This is a genomic window from Fervidibacillus halotolerans (assembly GCF_026547205.1).
In the GTDB taxonomy this organism is placed as follows: Bacteria; Bacillota; Bacilli; order Bacillales; family Caldibacillaceae; genus Fervidibacillus; species Fervidibacillus halotolerans.
The window spans coordinates 2,397,604-2,418,916 of the sequence record NZ_CP106877.1; the positions used below are offsets into that span (position 1 = coordinate 2,397,604).

18 protein-coding genes are annotated in these 21,313 nt (G+C 38.6%); 9 read left to right on the forward strand and 9 right to left on the reverse strand.

Going from position 1 to position 21,313, the window contains the following annotated elements; all coding sequences use genetic code 11:
* Positions 1-24 precede the first annotated feature (24 nt).
* A complete protein-coding gene (locus OE105_RS11240) occupies positions 25-1,920 on the forward strand; it encodes a DUF5693 family protein (RefSeq protein ID WP_275420269.1) in 1,896 nt (631 codons plus the stop codon).
* 989 nt (positions 1,921-2,909) lie between these two features.
* A complete protein-coding gene (gene csaB / locus OE105_RS11245; protein ID WP_275420270.1) occupies positions 2,910-3,959 on the forward strand; it encodes a polysaccharide pyruvyl transferase CsaB in 1,050 nt (349 codons plus the stop codon).
* A 16-nt stretch (positions 3,960-3,975) separates the two neighbouring features.
* Here csaB and OE105_RS11250 read toward each other — a convergent pair whose 3' ends face one another.
* A complete protein-coding gene (locus OE105_RS11250; RefSeq protein ID WP_275420271.1) occupies positions 3,976-5,856 on the reverse strand; it encodes an LTA synthase family protein in 1,881 nt (626 codons plus the stop codon).
* Between the two features lie 18 nt (positions 5,857-5,874).
* Positions 5,875-6,915: a glycosyltransferase family 4 protein gene (locus OE105_RS11255; RefSeq protein ID WP_275420272.1), complete on the reverse strand. Its 1,041-nt coding sequence runs from the start codon at positions 6,913-6,915 to the stop codon at positions 5,875-5,877.
* A gap of 248 nt (positions 6,916-7,163) precedes the next feature.
* On the opposite strand from OE105_RS11255, the gene OE105_RS11260 reads away from it, so the two are divergent.
* The 5 genes from OE105_RS11260 to OE105_RS11280 all read left to right on the forward strand — a co-directional run bounded on the left by OE105_RS11260 (position 7,164) and on the right by OE105_RS11280 (position 16,258).
* Positions 7,164-7,784, forward strand: coding sequence for a stage II sporulation protein M (locus OE105_RS11260; RefSeq protein WP_275420273.1), 621 nt, complete (start codon positions 7,164-7,166; stop codon positions 7,782-7,784).
* A gap of 1,587 nt (positions 7,785-9,371) precedes the next feature.
* Positions 9,372-10,187: a DUF368 domain-containing protein gene (locus OE105_RS11265; RefSeq protein ID WP_275422174.1), complete on the forward strand. Its 816-nt coding sequence runs from the start codon at positions 9,372-9,374 to the stop codon at positions 10,185-10,187.
* A 214-nt stretch (positions 10,188-10,401) separates the two neighbouring features.
* Complete coding sequence (locus OE105_RS11270; RefSeq protein WP_275420274.1) at positions 10,402-11,019, forward strand: phosphatase PAP2 family protein; 618 nt, start codon at positions 10,402-10,404, stop codon at positions 11,017-11,019.
* 513 nt (positions 11,020-11,532) lie between these two features.
* The gene (locus OE105_RS11275; RefSeq protein WP_275420275.1) at positions 11,533-13,137 is read left to right on the forward strand and encodes an SWIM zinc finger family protein; all 1,605 of its coding nucleotides are present in this window, start codon (positions 11,533-11,535) and stop codon (positions 13,135-13,137) included.
* Positions 13,130-16,258: a DEAD/DEAH box helicase gene (locus OE105_RS11280; RefSeq protein WP_275420276.1), complete on the forward strand. Its 3,129-nt coding sequence runs from the start codon at positions 13,130-13,132 to the stop codon at positions 16,256-16,258. Before OE105_RS11275 ends, OE105_RS11280 begins: the two co-directional genes overlap by 8 nt.
* A 207-nt stretch (positions 16,259-16,465) precedes the next feature.
* Here the strand turns inward: OE105_RS11280 and OE105_RS11285 are convergent, their stop codons facing one another.
* From OE105_RS11285 to OE105_RS11295, 3 genes are all read right to left on the reverse strand, one after another.
* Entirely contained in the window at positions 16,466-16,639 is a 174-nt protein-coding gene (locus tag OE105_RS11285; RefSeq protein ID WP_275420277.1) for a hypothetical protein, read from the reverse strand.
* Between the two features lie 59 nt (positions 16,640-16,698).
* The gene (locus OE105_RS11290) at positions 16,699-16,848 is read right to left on the reverse strand and encodes a hypothetical protein (RefSeq protein ID WP_275420278.1); all 150 of its coding nucleotides are present in this window, start codon (positions 16,846-16,848) and stop codon (positions 16,699-16,701) included.
* A 68-nt stretch (positions 16,849-16,916) separates the two neighbouring features.
* Positions 16,917-17,264 (reverse strand): single-stranded DNA-binding protein, encoded by a 348-nt coding sequence (locus OE105_RS11295; RefSeq protein ID WP_275420279.1) that lies wholly within the window; start codon positions 17,262-17,264, stop codon positions 16,917-16,919.
* 269 nt (positions 17,265-17,533) lie between these two features.
* Between OE105_RS11295 and OE105_RS11300 the strand changes: the two genes are divergently transcribed.
* A complete protein-coding gene (locus tag OE105_RS11300) occupies positions 17,534-17,983 on the forward strand; it encodes a YwpF family protein (protein WP_275420280.1) in 450 nt (149 codons plus the stop codon).
* 55 nt (positions 17,984-18,038) lie between these two features.
* Here OE105_RS11300 and OE105_RS11305 read toward each other — a convergent pair whose 3' ends face one another.
* The gene (locus OE105_RS11305; protein WP_275420281.1) at positions 18,039-18,353 is read right to left on the reverse strand and encodes a hypothetical protein; all 315 of its coding nucleotides are present in this window, start codon (positions 18,351-18,353) and stop codon (positions 18,039-18,041) included.
* 480 nt (positions 18,354-18,833) lie between these two features.
* Between OE105_RS11305 and OE105_RS11310 the strand changes: the two genes are divergently transcribed.
* Positions 18,834-19,199 (forward strand): hypothetical protein, encoded by a 366-nt coding sequence (locus OE105_RS11310; RefSeq protein ID WP_275420282.1) that lies wholly within the window; start codon positions 18,834-18,836, stop codon positions 19,197-19,199.
* A gap of 330 nt (positions 19,200-19,529) precedes the next feature.
* On the opposite strand, the gene fabZ is transcribed toward OE105_RS11310, so the two are convergent.
* The 3 genes from fabZ to OE105_RS11325 are packed head-to-tail and all read right to left on the reverse strand — an operon-like array spanning position 19,530 to position 21,298.
* A complete protein-coding gene (gene fabZ, locus OE105_RS11315; protein WP_275420283.1) occupies positions 19,530-19,952 on the reverse strand; it encodes a 3-hydroxyacyl-ACP dehydratase FabZ in 423 nt (140 codons plus the stop codon).
* Between the two features lie 30 nt (positions 19,953-19,982).
* Positions 19,983-20,444 carry a DNA-directed RNA polymerase subunit beta gene (locus tag OE105_RS11320; protein ID WP_275420284.1) on the reverse strand — a complete coding sequence of 154 codons (462 nt, stop codon included), beginning with the start codon at positions 20,442-20,444 and terminating at the stop codon, positions 19,983-19,985.
* A gap of 26 nt (positions 20,445-20,470) precedes the next feature.
* Entirely contained in the window at positions 20,471-21,298 is an 828-nt protein-coding gene (locus tag OE105_RS11325; protein ID WP_275420285.1) for a flagellar hook-basal body protein, read from the reverse strand.
* Positions 21,299-21,313: the final 15 nt, after the last annotated feature.

Sequence of the window (21,313 nt, forward strand, 5' to 3'; positions counted from 1 at the left end):
ATGCAAAAGAAAGGGAGAAATACGGTGAAGAAAAAAACGTTAATGTGGATGACCATCTTAGTATTCTTAGCCATTTCCTTTGGAGGCTTGATCAACCGTTGGAAAGCGGAAGCGAATAATTCCGTCTTTGAAATGGTTGTTCCCTTTGAAGAACTATTTGAATTAACCGATGAAACGACGCTAACTTTAGACGGAATCCTGCCTACTTTAAAGGATGCCGGTTTGACGACGGTAAGTTTTAATCCTGTGACATTGTCGGAATTAGAAAAACAGAAGGTTATACAAATTTTTGATGAAGTGGAATTGAAAGAAGCCCTTTTATTTACCGATTACCGAACGAACCTCCCGTTAATGGAAAAAGGATTGTACGTAACGATTCCTGAATCACCCGTTCATCAATCAATGATTGAACATACCTTCAATCCAGAGACGGTAACGATCGGAGATATACCTTTCTATTTTTTACCGAAAAATGATGATCTCGTACCGTTAACATTAATTCTCGGGTATAACGAGGAAGCGATTGAAAAAGTAAAATCCTACGGTCTTCACATTATTTTACGTGGGAAAAATGAAAATCCGACTAATAATGGGCAAATGTTAGAAAAAATGCTCGAATTAAAAGATGATAAAACGAACGGTATATTGTTTTCAGGCATGGAAGCTCTCGGATATCCTATAACAGAAGAAATGGTCTCTTACGGCATCCAGTTACAAGAAGCAGGATATCATTTGTACTCGATTGAATTTAACAACTTAAAAGGGTTGCTGACGATGGCGAGAACAACCGGTTACGATACCGTTCGATTGCATAGTTTAGATTTAGCCGGGAGTAAAACGATCGAGGAATTGATTGATCAGGCGGTTCGAGCAATAAAGGAGCGAAATATCCGATCGATCTTTTTCCATGTTGATACGAATGATCCAGAAAAAGGGCTAGCGGGTGCCATCGAGTTTCTTCAAGGGGTTCGAGACCAAGCACCAGAAAACTTAACGCTCGGAATTCCTGCACCCTTTGAAAAGATTCCTGTGACCAGTTGGAATGTCCTTTTCGTTTTTGCTGCGGGAATATTGTTTACGTACTTAGCGTCCAGTCTCGTTCGTATTCCGTACGTTCCCCTTGTCGCAGTAGCCGGAATGTCCTTATTGGCATTCATGTTCTTCCTACTCGATCGACTTTTATTTATTCAATTATTTGCCTTAGCGATTGCAATCATAACTCCTACTTTTGCGGTCGTTTCTGTCTTAGAAGAGGAGAAATGGAATCAACTGAATTTAACAGGAAAATATCTTCAAGCCTTGGGAATTAGTGTAATAGGCATTATCATCATCGTCGGGTTGTTAAACGGAAACGGATTCGTCTCAGGTTTTGAACTGTTCCGTGGAGTGAAACTAGTGTATATCGGTCCAATCGCCCTTGTAGCACTCCATGTCTTTTGGAACGATTTTGTCCAGCTTTGGAAAAAACATGGAATTCAAATTTTACAATTAGAAGTTCGATTTTGGCATTTGCTGTTAATCGCATTAATTGTCGGTGGAGGAACATATTATCTGCTCCGTTCTGGAAATAGTGGGACGGTTAGCGAATGGGAATTACTTTTCCGAAATACGCTAGAAGATATGCTGTACGTAAGACCGCGAACGAAGGAGTTTTTAATCGGGTTCCCATTGTTTGTTTTTGCTTTACACATTTTTAAACGGAACATCCTGTGGGGAAAAATCCTCATAATCTTTGGAACGATTGGGTTTTTATCCATCGTCAATACTTTTACCCATTTGCATATTCCTTTATGGGTTTCAATGTTACGTACATTGTATAGTGCGTTAATCGGCTTTGGAATCGGACTTTTGCTTATTTTCTTTTACGAAATCGTGACTAAATGGGTGAAAAGGTCTTTCCATAAAGCGAACGTTTCATAATATAATGGCTGTGTTTTTCCCTTTTATCTTGTTTTTACGAGGGTTGGCTCAAAGCTCAAATGGGCCTGCCCTTTTTTGTTGCTAATCATTATAAAAAAGGGAGTCGATTTCTTCGTAAAGATGGATGATCAATTTATCATTGGTGATGTTAGCACCTTTTTCCTCTCATATTGCTAAAGAGGTTCCATCGGTCGGACCCGGATTCTGTTCTTCCTTTATGAACCGTGAAAAGTTGTTATAGGGGCCAATTTTTAATAGGATTCAATTGACTTTCGGATTTTCTACTGTAACGATTCGTCCAATACGGATTCTATTTTCCATTATTTGAAGCTGCATTGAAAAGTATGGTCCCTAGTCGGTTATGTGAGCTGCATTGTTTTTCTTTTATCTTCGTTTTTTTAAAAAAATATGCCGACTTTTTCGATTCTATCGGGAAATCCAATTGCTGTTCATCTTTTACCAAAATCATGATAAAATGAATGAAGTGACCCTTTCGCCCTTGATTACGATAATAAGTATCATTTTGTTTGATGATCTGAGTCTACCACTAGCGCGTCCCTTTGCCAAAGTAGAATTATCCGAATATTTATATAAGCGGACTACTTTGTATATCTATTTTTGTGATAGTATACACGAGTAATGGTTTTTATTCCTTTTCAGGTAACTATATTTGGACTTAAATCGGCCGTACAATCGGTTTATACAAAATGGAAAGGGATGAGAAGTCTGAACCCTTTCTGGAAGTTTTCAAAGTTGGGCAGACCTATTTTCATAGGGGATGTTTCCATGCCTTTGAAAAAATGGAAAAGTAACTACTAGGTTTTATAAATTTGTTGATAATAGAATTAACATTCATTTGATAAAGGCATTTGCAAATGAATCAACCATTCGTTTACGATAGAGATACGTAGTTTTAAAAAATATTAGGTATGTAGTCCTTAAAAAAGTTTTTAGATTCACAGATTCAGAATGATAGGATGTGTACTTACATGCACTTTGTAATATCAGGATATTATGGATTTAACAACGTTGGAGATGAAGCCATTTTATTTTCCATTATATCGACGTTACGAAAAAGGGACCCTCACATCGAGCTTACGGTCCTTTCCAACGATCCGGAAGCGACGAAAAAAGCATATAATGTTAATGCTGTTAATCGTTGGAAACTGAAGGAGATTCGTCGAGCGATTCGGCAATCTGACGGTTTAATTAGTGGTGGGGGGAGTTTGTTGCAAGATAAGACCGGTTTTCGTTCGATTCCGTATTATACAGGAATCATGCGTATTGCCATGTTTTATAAAAAACCGGTATATATTTATGCCCAAGGGATTGGACCGATTTCAAGGAAGTTTAACAAATGGCTCGTCCGTACGACTCTTCAACGTACGACAAAAATTACGGTGCGGGATGAACCTTCACATCAATTATTAAAAGATCTTGGTGTTAATCGGGATATAACAGTCGTTCCTGATCCGGTATTAGGATTGGATGCAGAAGATTTTACCTGTAGCTGGTTGGAGAACAATCCGATCTCGACTCCCTTTGTCACGGTAGCCATTCGCGATTGGCCATCCAAATTCGACTTTAAAAGGGAAATTGCTGCTTGTTTGGACCGGTTAGTGAAAAGGGGATATTCGATTGTTTTTGTACCGATGCATCAAAATGTGGATGAGAGTGCTTCTCGAGATGTGGCCCAATTCATGGAGGAAAAGAGTACGATCGCACCGGGAAATCTTACCATTGAGGAAAAAATCGCTTTGATTGGTGCTTCGGATTTATTGATTGGGGCAAGGTTGCATTCGTTAATTTTTGCGGCGATTACCTATACTCCGTTTCTTGCCTTATCCTATGACCCAAAAATCGACGCTTTTGCTTCGAGTGCGGAACAACCGGTCATCGGGCACGTGGAACAGGGGGACTGGAACCGGGATTCATTATTGAAAGCTTCCATTCATGCGTTAACTAATAAAGCATTTATCGAAGATCAGTTGAAAAATAAGGTGAAAAAATGGAGGGGACTGTCCCTCACTACGTGGTGAGGGACTGACCCCCTTTTTATCTTTCAGGTAAGTTTTTCATATATTCATCGGAAATTGCTTCTAACTTCAACACCCGATCGTAGTCCTCTTTATATTTTTCAAAATCCTCAATGACTTCTTCTGTATGAATATCATAGGCTGTTCCATCTTCAAAACCTTTTTCAGGAATAAACAAAATTTCATCGTTAAAAAATGACCCAATAGGTAAATAATAACGAACACCAAGAAGATTTTGATCCGAGTTTAATAAGTCTTGTCCGAAAATAATTTGATCATCCAATGTAATTCCTAATAAGTTGGCAACAGTCGGCATCATATCCATTTGTCCGCTAACTTTATCAAACGTTTGACCAGGTTCCGTTACCCCCGGAACGTGGAGAATAAATGGTATATTTAGCCGATCAATCGTTTTGTATTCGTGACCGAGTAAATCACTAACTAAATTCGTATCTTCTTCACTAATGGCACTTTGCTGTAGACCGAAATGATCCCCGTATATGACAATCACGCTTTCTTCATACATACCTTCTTCCTTCAATCGATCGATCAGTTCTCCGATTGCCCGGTCAACATAATTCATTGAAATCAGGTAATTTCCTGTAAGTGTATTTTGAAATTTTTCAGGCAAATCTAACGTAATTCGATCGCTCGGAATGGTAAATGGATGGTGCGTCGTCAATGTAACTAAATGGGCATAAAATTTTTGATCTGTTACGTGATGGGCCTTTAACACCTCGAACGCTTTGTTAAACAAATATTCATCCGAAGAACCCATTCCGATAATATCTTTTTTTCCGAAAAATGTTTCATCGTAATACGTATCAAACCCAAGGGCTGGATACAATTCAATTCGATTCCAAAATTCAATTTCATCCGCATGGAACGTCATCGATGCATAACCCTTTTCCTTCAACAACCTTGGCAAACTAGGGAAAATTTTATTTCCGTATGTTTGGGAAGTTGGATTAAAAGGAGTAGGGAACAGAGATGTATTCATTAAAAATTCAGCATCAGAAGTATTTCCCGGACCTGTCTGTTGAAATAGTCTCGAAAAATAGAAACTCTTTTCTATTATACGATTCATGTTCGGCGTTACTTCTTGACCGCCTACTTTTAAACCGATCGGAAAGTTTTGCATCGATTCCACTTGAATGACGATCAAATTCCTTCCTTCCGCTGCACCGAAGTAGTTCCGTTCTTCCGGTGGAATATATTCTAATCCTTTTAATTCCATAATTTCTTTTTTCAGTTCTTCGACATTTTCATTGGAAATGTGATCGAGATCCGATGCTAATGCCGTATCCGGTCCTCGGTAAATTTCAATCAATTCGTAATTTAAAACCCCTTTATCCTTTGCTTCCACCACATTGTTGGAATAAAATTCGTCTTTGTTCATGTAAAAATTCAGAAAGGATACTACAAAGGCAAGGGCAAATACCGGGATGATTACTTTTTTTGAGACCGAAACGGAACGAACCGGGAATTTTCTTAAGATCATAAATAGAATGATGATGAAAACATCAATAAAAAAGAGTAAATAGACCGGTTTGATTAATGCAAAAATACTATCGCTTATAGCACCTACTTGTCCAAATTGGAAGAGGGCAAAGTAAGTGACAATTCTCCCAAAATAAGAATGGTACATCGCTACGGCTAAAAAGAGCGTGGAAAAAATAATATTAATCAAAAGGTAGCCGATCGTTTTACTAATAGATGGTAACATTTCAATTAATGTCATAAAAACTAAGATAATCCCGAGTTCAAATATAATTGTATTTAAAATATTCATTTCACCAAATAAAAGGTAGCGAAGAACGATGATTTTGAAAACAATTAAAACGGTGAAAATAAAAAAAGAACTTTTGAAAAAGTCAATCAGTCTCTCTCTATTTTGCATAATTGGGACAGACCCCCTTTATTTCCTTCTGATGAAATTTAATAGTGGTCGATAATTTTCGCTGATTAATCCCGTTACCTCTACAATTAATTCGATAAGGACTAGAAGTGTGACGAGAACGAGTATTGAGCCTAAAACCGTTGAATTCGTAAATAGAACGGCAGCTAGGCTAAATAGACCGCTCATCATATAAATAATGAGAACCGTTTGACGATGCGTATATCCTAATTTCATTAAACTATGGTGAATATGATTTTTATCGGGTGCGGATAACGGTTTATTATGAACGATTCGACGAACAATCGCAAATAACGTATCGATAATCGGAATCGCTAGGATAATAATCGGAATAATTAAGGAAAAGAAAGTGACACTTTTTGTAAATCCTAAAATAGATAGTACACTAATCATATACCCGAGGAACAAGGAACCTGTATCCCCCATAAAAATTTTCGCAGGGTGAAAATTATATATAAGAAAGCCTAACGTTCCACCTAATAATATAATACTAATCAAGGCGACAAAATAATTGCCCATTGAAATTGACAGACCGAAAATCGTTAATAACGCAATGGATGAAACCCCTGCTGCTAAACCGTCTAATCCGTCAATTAAATTGATTGCATTCGTAATGCCGACGATCCAAAAAATAGTCAATGGAATGGTGAAAAATCCAAATTCCAAAATTTCACCGGAAAACAAAGTAATATATTCCATTTGGATTCCACCGAAAATCGTTAAAACAGCCGCTCCGATTTGACCCAAAAACTTTACTTTTGCGGATAGTTGATATTTATCATCCAATATTCCTAATAGAACAATTAACGAAGAACCAATCACAATTGGAAAAATTTTTTCGGCTTCATGTATAAACAAGGTTATGCCAATCATAAAACTAATATATATAGCCAGACCACCTAAACGGGGCATTATTTTTTTATGTACCTTTCTTTCATTCGGGCAATCGACGGCTCCGATTTTAATAGCTAATTGTTTTACTAGAGGAACAAGAAGAACTGATAGAATAAAACTGATTAATAGGGCATTTATATATTGCATATGATTTCATTCCTCCCTAATTATTGCCAACACTAATCGTCCTCCAATTTATATAGACGACGATTGAAAAAAATAGTTACATATTTTGTAAATTTAATTGAAAATTTTTATAGAATGATGAAATATATATAAAGAGAGTCCGCTCGACTATTGACAATGGAAAAAACTACATGTATTTCTAATCTATATAATTATATATCTTTTATATAAAAAATCAAGATGAGGTTTTTCTCTTAGGAGGTAATCGAATGATAAAAAATGTGTATAAACAACAGTGGGAGTTATTTAAAAACGATTATTGGAAGGCGTTTGTTACATTTTTGCTCGTTTTTATTTTCAGTGGTGTTTCCTCGTATTTTCTCCTTCTCAATGAACGGTCAGTAATCGAAGAGTTAATGGGGAAAGTTGTCGACATTTTTGAAGAGAAAAATATGTTAGAACCGGATATTACGAGTGGGGAAATTGCACTCAAATTGTTTGTAAATAATTTTCTTGCCAGCTTGTTTGTGTTTTTGTCCGGTTTTATTCCAATTTTTATTCCTGCCTTTCTGATCATCTTTTTGAACGGTGCGTTGATAGGCGTGTTGTTCGCCTATTTGAAAATCAACGGGATTGCGCTGGAACCGATGTTATTTGCAGGAATATTACCCCATGGTATATTTGAAATCCCTGCCTTAGTGTTGGCCGGAGCATTAGCATTTTCTATTTCAAAGGGAATGTATAAAAAATTAACCAACTCCGAATTTCGTTTGCGACTTCTTTTGAAAAACACGTTTATTACGTTTTTATCCGTCTGTGTCTTGTTACTTGTAATCGCCGCGTTGATTGAGGCATTTCTCACACCGATTTTGATTGAACAGTTTATGTAATCGGTTTTTCTTCTTTGACGTTTGAATATATGGTTTAAATCCTAGGAATATAGTTTTGTATTCCTAGGATTTTTCTTTGAATTTCGGGGGATTTTGGTTTGAATTCTTAGATGAGTTTGTGCGAATTCGAATTTTTATTTGAATCCTGATTTTTTCAAGATTAATTTACCCGGATTATGAAAGTTTTTACTTGAATACGAGTTTAATTTACCCGATTTTCGGGGGGATTTACCTGAATTCGAGATTAATTTACCTGAATTCTGTTCCTTTTTCCCCGAATTCACGTTCAATTTGCACGAATTCCTGGAGATTTTACCCGAATTCGAGATCAGTTTACCGGATCCCAATCCCTTTCCCCGAATTCACGTTCGATTTACCCGAATTCTAGAAGTTTTTACCTGAATTCGAGACCTGTTTACCCGAATCCCGATCCTTTTCCCCGAATTCACGTTCAATTTGCACGAATTCCAGGAGTTTTTACCCGAATACGAGATCAGTTTACCCGAATTCCGATCCTTTTCCCCGAATTCACGTTCGATTTGCACGAATTCAGGCGATTTTTACACGAATTCGAGACCTGTTTACCCGAATCCCGATCCTTTTCCCCGAATTCACGCTCAATTTACCCGAATTCAGACGATTTTTACACGAATTCGAAACCAATTTCCCAGAATTCCGATCCCTTTCCCCCAATTCACGTTCAATTTACCCGAATTCCAAAAGATTTTACATGAATTCGAAACCAATTTCCCAGAATCCCGATCCCTTTCCCCGAATTAACGCTCGTTTTGCCCGAATTCCAGAAGTTTTTACCTGAATTCGAGATCATTTTACCCGAATTCCGATTCCTTTCCCCGAATTCACGCTCAATTTACCCGAATTCAAACGATTTTTACACGAATTCGAGACCTGTTTACCCGAATCCCGATCCTTTTCCCCGAATTCACGCTCAATTTACCCGAATTCAGACGATTTTTACACGAATTCGAAACCAATTTCCCAGAATTCCGATCCCTTTCCCCCAATTCACGTTCAATTTACCCGAATTCCAAAAGATTTTACATGAATTCGAAACCAATTTCCCAGAATCCCGATCCCTTTCCCCGAATTAACGCTCGTTTTGCCCGAATTCCAGAAGTTTTTACCTGAATTCGAGATCATTTTACCCGAATTCCGATTCCTTTCCCCGAATTCACGCTCGTTTTGCACGAATTCCAGGAGGTTTTACCCGAATTCACGTTCGATTTGCCCGAATTCCAGGAAGTTTTACCCGAATACGAGATCAGTTTACCCGAATTCTGATTCTTTTTATCCTGAATCCGAGACCCATTTACCGAATTTCCAGAGATTTTTACCTGAATCCAAAACCAGTTTCCCTGAATTCCGACAGTTTTTACTTGAATTCGAAAAAGATTAGTCCAAATTGGTCTTTGTATGAATGAAAAAAACAGGAACTTCCGACTTAGGAAACTCGAATTATTTTTCAAAAATTGAGCAATCTGGTTAATCTGTGAATTGACGTTTCCAACATTTCCAAGTACAGTTTAGGAGAGAAGTGAAATTGACGACTGGAGGAAGTCATAATTGATGGAATGGAAAAATATATATCGGGGATTTTTAATGGGAACGAGTGATTTAATCCCTGGAGTAAGCGGTGGAACAGTTGCGGTTATGCTCGGTATTTACGATCAGTTTCTCGGAGCAATTAGCGGGTTTTTTAGTAAAGATTGGAAGCGTCACTTAAACTTCCTTATTCCCCTTGCAACGGGAATGTTATTGGCGATCTTTTCATTGAGTCGCTTGATCGACTGGTTATTGGCACACCATTACGAAGAAACGATGTTTTTCTTTCTCGGATTGATTTTCGGAATTATTCCGTATTTAGTAAAAGAAGTCGATGCGTTTCATAATTTTTCTGTAAAACATTACGTCGTTTTTCTTATCGGTGCAATCTTCGTCGGCTCCCTTTCGTTTTTTCTACCAGACAAAGCGGGAGATCCGATGACAAACATCACCCCCCTCGTACTTTTCGGCCTATTTTTTTCCGGTTGGCTTGCCAGCATGGCGATGTTACTCCCCGGAATTAGCGGATCAATGGTATTATTAATCGTCGGTGCATATCCTACGGTGATCAATGCCCTGTCGAATTTGGATGTGCCGCTTATCATCGTAACCGGTTCAGGTATCGTTGTCGGTTTCGTTGTAAGCAGTAAAGCCATTCGTTATTTTCTAACTCGATATCCCTTTATGATGTATGCCCTGATCATCGGGCTAATTGTCGGATCTATATTTGTCGTTTTCCCCGGTATTCCAAACGGGGGAATGGAACGATTATTAAGTGGGGGAACGCTTATCATCGGTTTCGTTATTTCCATCTTGCTTCAATCAGCAGAGAAAAAATAAACAAATATTCACGGTTCATGAATCGATAAAAGGAAGATTTAAAACTACCATCAATTTCCAGTAGTTTCGCAACGCGTACCCTATAATAATGTGAATATTTCAACAATAACCAAGGGATCAAAAGCAGTCCAAAAATAACTTTTTTGATACCCGGAACAGCGGTTTAACCGTTGATACATCAACATTTATAGAGGGAGGTTATTTAAGGGTAAGTATGAAACAAACGATGATCACGAGTGTCCTATTTGTTCTACTTTTTCTCGGCATGGCCATTGGCATTCAGTTTGCAACTGTTCAACAATTCGATTCGAACATGATGAATACCATTACTGATTGGCGGGAAGATCAATGGACGACCTTTTTCCAAGTGATCACCAAAGCCGGTTCAACCGTAATCTTTGCCGTAATTGCCCTATTGTTTTCGATTTATTTCGCGTTCAAACGAAATTGGATGGATTTATTCCTGATTTTCATCAGTGTCCTAGGTGCATGGGGAATTAATAGCTTGTTAAAAGTACTGTTTACAAGAACGCGGCCGGATGTCGTTCATTTAGTAGAAGCGGATGGTTATTCCTTTCCGAGTAGTACGACAACGATTTCCTTAGCTTTTTACGGATTTCTCGTATACTTACTCCTCTTAACTGTACAAAAGGGTAGTTGGAAAACGGTGATCCTCATACTAACTGGAATTTTCCTCGTCTTCGTTGGATTTAGTCGTGTGTACTTAGGTGTCCATTTCCCAACGGATATTCTCGCCGGATACTTTGTTGGTGGGTTTTGGCTTAGTGTGTGTGTCATGATTCGAAAAAGGATGATCGGATCCTTCGATTGATTCACGAAATCCCGTTTACTTGAGGGATTGAATATTCCTTCACATAACTATGCAACGATTGGTAGTTCCGCCAAATAGGATGATTTTTTGTAAATAAAAAAGGTCGGAAACGTATGTTTTTCGGCCTTTTCTTTTTTGTTATTTTTTCCATCAACGAACGGTGATAAAAATCCGTTCCTAATTTGATATAATAAAAAGATGGGTACATTTCGGTACAATCCCTAACCTTTCAAATATCACTGACATTCGTAACAAAGTTGGATGGGGATGACGAAATGAAAACCTGAAACGATTTCCAACTATTCTTTATATGGACATCATTATTCGATTCAATGATACATACCTTTAGATCGATCCACAAATTCAATTCCATTATAGATTCGTGAAATTTCGTAAATGAACCATCTGGAATTCATATCTTTGTTCAATACGATCGCTCGATACCTATCAATTTTACACCCTTGTCATGATCTGTTTCCTTTTCAGTGGGTGTTTTTCATAAGGAGGTTCCAAATGCTCGTCCAACACCTCGTTAAAAAAATGGATGCCGAAATGTCCCGATGGCTTCATCCCCATCACCCGAAACATATGGACATTATCGAAAAAGGGCACTTAATATACATGCAAGGAATGGTCCGTTCGATACGTAGGAGTGGTAACGGACTTTTGGCAGATGTACAAGATGTCGTTCCCGTTCAAGTACGGGTGAATCTCCAGTCCATTTATGACAGCGAATGTACTTGTCCTGCCCCCTTTCCTTGTAAACATCAAATAGCGGTATTTTTTCAACTGTACGGAAAAAATCAATCTGTTCACCAATGGATTAATCGTTGGAAAAGGACATTTCCTTTGGACGGTAAGGAGGATCAAGAAATGAACAAAGGGATGCTCAACATGCTAGAAGAGAAAAATCAGTTAACTGCGGAACAAGAAAAAGTTCTTTCCGTCTATCAACATGGAGTGGATCTTGTGGAGCAAACCTTCCACCATGCGGTAAAAAACCGTCCCGATTCATTCAATTTGTTTTATCTCTATTCGAAAATAACGAACTCACTCAATGATAAAGGATATTATCAATGGGAATTAACGCCCCTTTATCATTTAGTTGTCAATATCCATGTTCTTTATCGGTTGGTCGAATTCAACCAGCGCCAACAGCGAATATGGGAATCGAAACAATTGGTTCATACGATTCTTGCACAAATGGATCAAGCCATTAATGAGTTACCGAAACCTGCCCCCTTTTCCTTCGATTTCATTTATGAAAAATTAGTTGAGGACTTGCGGGAGCTTCTATTTTTAGAAGAACCTTTTTCCAATGAAATGTTAACCGCTTATTGGAAGATTTGGAACTTTGTATTTACGAGAAAGACACTAAGAAAACGGGAACTGGCCTTTGCCGAAGAAACGGTCAAAAAAAGTAACCCGGATTCCCTTTGGCATGTGGCTTACTCGTTTCAATCGTTTTTCCAAGGGGATATGAAAAAGGCGCTAGATGCGCTAGAATCTTGTGCCGTCGAACAATTTCCTGTCGTATTCCTATATTTGGAGCATTTCCAACAACAGAAAAATTGGGCGGGATTCGATGTGATCGCACCTTTTTTCATCACCCATTTCAAAGGCTATTTCGAATCCCTCGGCTTTTTTGAAAAACAAAATGTTGTCGATCAAATATTTATTTATTTTTCCGATTATGTGGAAAAGACGAACCAATCTCACCTGATGGAAACGATTTTGATTCAATCGCTTCCCTTTAGTGCAAAACCTTTGTCTTCCTTTTTACTCAGTCGGAATGAATATAGGAAACTCGTTGAACTGTTTTTATATGCTAATATTACAATCGACGCAATCGGTCGAGAAGTATTGAAGGATATTCAGCGGCAAGACCCGGAAAGTGCTCTTCCCCTTTATCACCGGGCTGTTGCTATAGCGATTTCGGAAAAAAATCGAACCAGTTATAAAAAGGCGGTCCGGTATTTAAAGAAACTTCGAACGATCTATCGAAAATTAAAAGAAGAAGAACGTTGGAACTATTATTTCTCAACGATTTTGGAAGAGACAAAACGGCTTCGTGCCTTTCAGGAAGAATGTCGGAGGGGAAAGTTAATCGATGAATAAATTAAAACAATTGGAAATCCACTGTTCAGTCCTTCCAAATGGAGACTTTTTCTTATATGCGACAAAAGACGGGTACGCTGTTTCCAACGATGAATGGGTACCTCTCTTTTTCCAATGGCATAAGGAAAGTTATTTTGGAAATATGGTGGAAAAGGCAGATACAAAATCTTTGAAGCAAACGGGAAAAATGATCTTTGATGGGGTAATTCTCGATTGTTTTCAAGGACTATCACTTTTTGCAACCGAACCGTTCAACAGCTTTGTCCAATGGGAATTTGACGAGTGCTCCCAAACGATGTTAAGCATTGCTCCGTTGATTTATGAAAAAATAATTCAAAAACAATGGAATATTGAATTTGCTTCCCACGAAGAAGGGCTTTCGGTCACTTTTAAAATCCCAGATGATGTTTGGGATGAGTTCGTTCCTTCCTTTTGGGACGAGGATATTTCCGACTTTTGGCTATCCTCTCATGGGAACGAAAACGTGCCAAAAAGGATGAGAACATTTGTTACCTTCCTTTTTCAACATGGGATCGATCGTTATTTAAAAGGACACGGAAAAAAATACGAAATGGCTCTTCAAAGGAAGCAGTTGTTGAATCATCCATCTTTTGCCCAATTGCCCCTACAAACCTTTTTCGACGGGAAACGGTTTCTTCAATGGATTGGCTTAACCGAAGACGAGAAACCCTTTTCCATCGGTCTTCGATTGGAAGAGCCCCATGAAGAAGGCGAATGGTGGAAACTAGAAGTCGTCTTAACCGACAAGAAAAATCGGGATCGTATGCTTTCATATTCCCATCCGTTGAAAGGGAGACGCATATCAAAAACATGGAAGGCATTTTTTCAAGAGGTGGACGAGGAAATCTCACGGATCGGCGAGCTATTTCCTTGGTTAAAAAAGGAACAAAACGATGAAATTTCCGACAAAAAACCGGTATTAAAAGCGGAATTAACCGAAGATGAAGCGTGGGAGTTTTTAACGAACACGAGTGAAATCTTGCTCCAACTCGATATCGATATTTTTCTTCCCGCTTGGTGGGAAGCATTAAAAAAGGCGACTCCTTCTTTAAAAGCACGGGTCAAATCTTCCGTAAAGGGCCCTGCATTGATCGGAATGGATACGTTGATGAATTTCGAATGGCGCTTAGCGATGAACGGTGTCGACCTTTCTGAAGAACAATTCCGTCGTCTCGTGAATGAAAAGCGGAAACTTATCCAAATGAATGGACGATGGATGAAATTGGATCCTGCCTTTATTAAAAAAGTGCAAAAAATGATGGATCAAGCGGAACGAACCGGTATACGCCTTCAAGATTTAATCCAACAGGAGCTACTTTATGGAGAAGGAGAAAAGGAGGAATCGGTTGGCGAAACATCCATGGAAGAGGATGTAATGAAAATTCAATTTGAACTCCAGCCAAAATTACGTACATTTATTCAAAACATATCGTCGATGACCGAAATCCCAAGCTATCCTGTGCCGAAAGATTTTTGCGGAATCCTTCGACCGTATCAAGAAAAGGGAATGAGTTGGTTATATTTTTTACGCCAACATCGATTTGGAGCCTGTCTTGCCGATGATATGGGACTTGGAAAAACGATTCAGTTTATTGCATATCTTTTGCTCGTCAAAGAACGGGAACCGGAGACAAAACCGACGCTCATTATTTGTCCGACCTCCGTATTAGGGAATTGGCAGCGGGAATTGGAACGATTCGCTCCAAAGTTAAAGATTTATCTCCACTACGGACCAAATCGGTTGAAAGGAAAAGCATTCAAACAACAGCTTTCAAGCGCGTTCAATGGGAAAGAATCTCTCGACGAACGAAATCCCGTCCATGTTTTCGATGATTCGACATTCGTCAAGAAGGGAGAAATAGATAGGAATCATTTGAAGGATCACGAGCAAAATCCATTGATTGGTACCGAGCTAATGGTTGAAGACACCGAAACCTCTCATCTGTCCGTGGACAAATCTTTCCAATCAAACGTCGATGTTGTTTTAACGACTTACGGATTAGCCCATCTTGATTTTGAGGAACTGACGGATATCCACTGGGGTACGATCGTCTTAGATGAGGCACAAAATATTAAAAATGCAGAAACAAAACAGTCCCGAGCTATTCGAAAATTACAAGGCGACCATCATATTGCTTTAACTGGCACACCGATGGAAAACCGATTGTCGGAACTTTGGTCGATTTTTGATTTTATCAATAAAGGATACTTAGGAAGCTTATCCCAATTTCAAAAACAATATATTTTACCAATCGAGCGGGATCATGATCAACGGAAAATTGAAGAACTGAGAAGATTAATCCGTCCATTTCTCTTGAGACGAACGAAGCGAGATCAAGAAGTCGAATTAAATTTACCGGATAAATTGGAACAAAAGGAATATTGCCCGTTAACGGTCGAACAGGCTGCCCTATATGAACAGCTCGTAAAGGATACCTTCGAACAGTTGAATCAACTAACTGAATTCGAACGAAAAGGGCTCGTTTTACGCCTCCTTGGAAAATTGAAACAGTTATGTAATCACCCGGCTCTATATTTAAAACAAACGGAAGACTTGAAACTGGAAGAGATTATCCATCGCTCAACGAAGCTGGAAAAACTAGTCGAGCTTGCAGATACGATTCTAGACCAAGGGGAACGGGGATTGATCTTTACCCAATATATCGGTATGGGACAGATGATTCAAAGGATCCTTGAACAAAAATACAAAATCGCCGTTCCCTTTTTAAACGGTAGTATGCCAAAACAGAAGCGGGATGAACTCATTAGCGCTTTTCAAAAGGGAGAGTATCCCTTTCTCCTGCTATCTTTAAAAGCCGGGGGAACGGGGTTAAATTTAACAGCTGCCAATCATGTGATCCATTATGATCGGTGGTGGAATCCAGCTGTGGAAAATCAAGCGACAGATCGGGCCTATCGAATTGGACAGAAAAAATTTGTCCACGTTCATAAAATGATTACGACAGGCACCTTAGAAGAAAAAATTGATCAAATGCTGGAGAAAAAACAAGCGTTAAACGATGAAATCATTCAAAGCGACAAGTGGATCACGGATATGAAAAATGACGAATTATACGATTTATTACGGTTGGAAAAATAAAAAAACCGACTCGGTCCGTCGGCTAAAAGAAAGTAGAGGAATCGGTTGGAGACTTTTCTGATCTATTTTGGGAACCGTCCCCATAACGGGGACGTCCTCAACTCATTCCTTGCGCTTCTTTTAAATCCCCTTCCCAAGGTTTTACCATTCCGTTTTGTTCAATCCCTTTTCCATTGTGCTATGTTTTACTTCCCAAATGGTTGCTTTCTATCCCCATAAATCGGCTTCGTCTAAAGTTGGTTGATCACCCCCTTTACTAGTTAAATTTTTCGTATCTTTTAATCGAATGTTGATCAATGTCATATCCCCTGTTTTTTTCGTAAGTTTCCTTAAACACGGTCTTTTTCCTTCACCCATCCGGTTTCCAAAACTTACTATCATTGAACAGTGCCTTTTTGCTCCCTTTGCCTAATCATTCCATTTTTTCAATAAATTATGAGCTAATTCGTTTGACGACGCATCCATTCCTTTTCTAATTTTTTTACTTTCACCTCCAAATTTGCCATTTTTTCGTTTGTTTTACCGACGATTTTAATTAACATACGAAGTAATTCATCTCTTTTTACAGCTTGTTCATCGATCTTTTCCACTCATTCACCTCCTTCAAAGCAGGAACGAACAAATGGATTGAAAACGGGATTGTTCAACCCGGTTCTCTTTATGTGGCGATTTCCCTCTCTTCTACCGGTTTGCTATCGAGGAAGCGAACCGAATCGGCAATCACTTCCGTCACATAAACTTTCCGCCCTTCACTATTCGTATAATTTCTCGTTTGAATTCTACCAACGATCCCAATGACGCTTCCCTTCCGACAATATTGGACGGTGTTTTCCGCCGCCCTTTTCCAAAGGGTACATTGGATGAAATCGGTGTCGATCATTCCTTGGCTATTTTTATAATTCCGATTGACAGCTAGCGTCACATTCGTCACCGCTGTTCCCTCTTGGGTAATTTTTAATTCTGGATCACGGACAAGCCTTCCTACTAATGTAACTTGATTAATCACTCCCTTCCCTCCTTTCTGAAGATGGTATTATTATCATAAAATAAAAGGTATTGATCCGTAAAATCAGCATTTTTTGATTTTTCCGGTTATTTATTGCTCCTTTTTATCTAAATTTGTTCAAATTGGGGGAAAAACGATTTTTCACACGAACAAAGATGAAATTTAGCATAACATTCATTTTTTTTTATAACTTAGAGAAGAAAAATGAAAGGATATTTTGCTTGATTTGGAGAATATGTAAATGGAAGAGAAGATGGGGAGAGAAGGACATGAAAACATTTAAACTAATCGAGTTTCAAATGGAAAATAAGGAAAAAAAAGTCGTACATATCCCTTTGACTGATGGATTAATAATTAATAAAGAAAATGAAAAAAACACATGGTTAATCGAACTGTTTATTGAGGAAAAATATGCAAATCGTTTCGATGAATTTACGATGGACGATGAAATCCCCGTACAAGTGATCATTACGAAACAGGAGAACAATCCAGCCTTTTTTACGATGAAACTCGTTTCGCAAAAAAAGATCGACTCCTTTTATAGCATTTTGCTCGAAGGTCAATTAAGTAAACCACCCTTCAGTTTCGCTGAACAGCTCTTGGAATCGTTAATTGAAAAGGGATTAACTGGTCCAACTTTGCTCAGTAGTTTTCAGGAAAAAATTCGAAATCAAAGGAAAGCGGGCCATACTAAACAGCTCGACCAAAAAAAGCATTAATAAAAATGGGACAGAGGCGATTTATTCCCCTGTCCCAAATCTGTCATTGTTGTATTTAATTCATATCTCTCGGAACATTTTGATTCATTGTCCCACCATTGTTATTCCGATTCGTTCCGTCACCGGGATCGCCATTATTTCTCATTCTGTAATTTTTATTCGTTCGATTGTTCATATTGTTAAGGTCGTCATTTAAATTGCTCGGGGTGAATCTGTCATTATCTTCGTTATTTATATCGTAATTCATGTTATCCCCAGGGACGTCTAATTCTGTATCTTCTGGTGGTGGGTCTTGGTCATTCGTCGCACATCCAGCGAGTAATACGGTAACTAACAATATGCCACCAAACAGTTTCACGATCCGATTCATCCAACATGATGCTCCTTTCATCGTTGCAATATTGACCTACTTTCGGCCTTTTGTTATCTTGCCCAAAATTTTGGGAAATTTGCATTTGAAACCAATTTTTTTGAAAGTAGGTATACTTTCCAGCCAAAACATCCCCCTTCCTAAAATTCACCGAACGGGAAACTGCACACATAACTTGTATCATTCAAACAATAACTGAAAAAATTTCCTTCTTCCGCTATCCTTTCCATTCATACCGTGTGCATCGATGGATGTATACAGTACGCCTAGTTTCTAGCAAATGGAACGGATGATAAGTAAATGTGTATATTTAGCTTCTAAAGGGATCAACATTTGAAATGATTTCCGAAAAGGGACATTTGTCAAAAAACGGAATATTCCTGTAAAATAAATTTTAACGGATTAATTTTTTTTAATACTCTGCGTAACGGTATTTTTATGCTCATTCATTTTATAGAAGGAAAACAGAGGGGGATTTTAATGAAAAAAAATGGGCTTTTCTTATTTCTTTTTCTATTCTTTATAATCAGCATCCCTTCTAGTTCGGTAAGTGGTGCACAACGTGATTTGCTGACAGCGGATGATGTTTACAAAAGAGTGGTGGAATTGCACTTGATGGAACTCGATGAGAATGGACAAGTCAACGTCTTATGTAATTATAAACAATTAGGTGTCCGCGAAAGTTTGTTTAATAAGTTTTCGGAAAAAATAGAGGCCATCAATTTTCTAGTGGAATTAGGTATTGCAACAGTTGACGAACAATTCGAAGTAACGATAGCATCGCAAGAAGAAATTATAAATATCATTTACAATAATGATCAAAAGGAAAGGGAAGGGAGGAAATAAAATTTTCTACTTTTACGACAAAATCAAATCAATCGTGACTCGTGTATATTAGAAATGAAAAAATCACATTCATTTACCATTATCCATTTTCCCATCGACTAAAAATAGGTCTTCCACTTACTCATTTGATCGGAATCTGATCCTTTCAATCTGTAAAAAGGAAAGGGACTGTCCAAAAGTACAATCCCTTCCATTCATTTCGGTGGCGATGCTTTCCTTTCGACTCGCATCGTTCGTGTGTTCCCGCTGGGGATGCGGCCACCTTCCCTTTCATTAATTTAGGGACTGATCAGACAGTCCCTAAACCGAAACCTCACTTAAAATGAGCAGTTATTGAATTGCAAACATGATTTCTGTCTCACATGCTACTTCCCCGTCTACAGTAGCAATTCCTTTCCCTTTTCCGATCGGTCCTCTTTGGCGGATAATTTCTACCTCTAAACGTAGTTGATCTCCAGGCTTTACTTGTCGTTTAAAACGGCAATTGTCAATCCCAGCAAATAAAGCCAATTTCCCTTTATTTTCCTCTTTTTTTAACATGGCAACTGCCCCTACTTGAGCTAACGCTTCGACGATTAACACGCCGGGCATGACCGGATAATCGGGAAAATGACCTTGAAAAAACGGTTCATTTGCCGTTACATTTTTCAATCCAACTGCTCGTTTGCCTTCTTCCATTTCCGTAATCCGATCGATCAATAAAAAGGGATACCGATGGGGAATGATTTTTTTAATTTCATTTATATCGAGCAAAAAAACACCTCCAAAGATTAAGACGAATCATTAAGTTCCCTTGTTTACGATATCAAATATGTGGGTCCATGTTGATGTTTTGAACACATCCAAGGGCTTACCATCACCGATAATACCATATCCGATCATCGCACCGATAAAAAAGAATACGATGAGTAGCACGAGGACAATGATGATGCGAAGCCAAATAGGGATGAGACGAATTCGCATTTTTTTCGGTTTCTTTTGTTCGCTTTCTTCTCGGACGTCTTTTTCCACCCGCTTCCCTTTTTCACCTGCTGTTTTCAATTGCTTACGTCCGATACGTGTTCGTGCCTCTATTTTCGTTGATGACTCCATATCTTCACTCTTTTCGTTTGCATGTCGTTTCCCTTCGATTGTATGTTTCATCGATCCATCCATTTGCGCCCTTTCCCTTTGAAACATTCGATCCCGTCTACCATTGACTTCACGACGACTTTTTTCCTTCTCATTTCTGTCGGAATTGCTCACGTTGTCCTAACCCCTTTTCATCCTATTTAACGGATACCATTAATCAACCCTTGCATTTGATCGGCTAAAGTGACGGCTCTCGCTTGAAATTGGTAAGCGCGTTGGGTTTGGATCATATTCGTCATTTCTTCTGTCAAATCGACATTGGATTGTTCTAGGGCACCTTGTCGAATACCAATTTGCTGGCGGTTTTCGCCCGTTAAATGAATGAGGACATCCCCTTCCTCTAAATGATCCGGAAGGCTGAGGAGATTATCCCCATTTTGGAGAAAAATTTGTGGATTTTCAGCCAACACAATCCCGAGTGGAACGTTCGTCTCTTCGCCCACATCATTCGTATAATGGATGATTCCATCTTCAGACATGCCAATCTCTTTCATATCCCCTTGGAAAACAATCGGGTTATCATTTTCGTCCAGGACAGGATAACCTTGTGATGTGACTAACATGTTTTGTCCATCGTTCATTGGAGATAAATAAAAGGCACCATCTCGAGTATATTTCACCGTTAATTCCCCATCTTGTGGAACGAGAACTTTAAAATACTGGTTTTCCTTTGTTAAAGCAAAGTCGAGCAATCGATCCGTTTGTACGATGTTACCGACCGATGAATCCGTCTGAATTTGTGAAATCTTTGCTCCGACTCCTTGTCGAACACCGTGGGGAGTTAAACGACCGATTTCTTTACTTTCATCCCGTTGGTTATTAAATTGTTGATACATCATTTCTGAAAAACGTACTTGCTCTCGTTTATATCCGTTCGTTTGGATATTAGCAATATTATGGCTGATCACATCGAGTTGCTTTTGTAACTGGCCCATCGTGTTCGATGCTGTAATCATGATTCGGTTCATAAGTCCATCACCCCT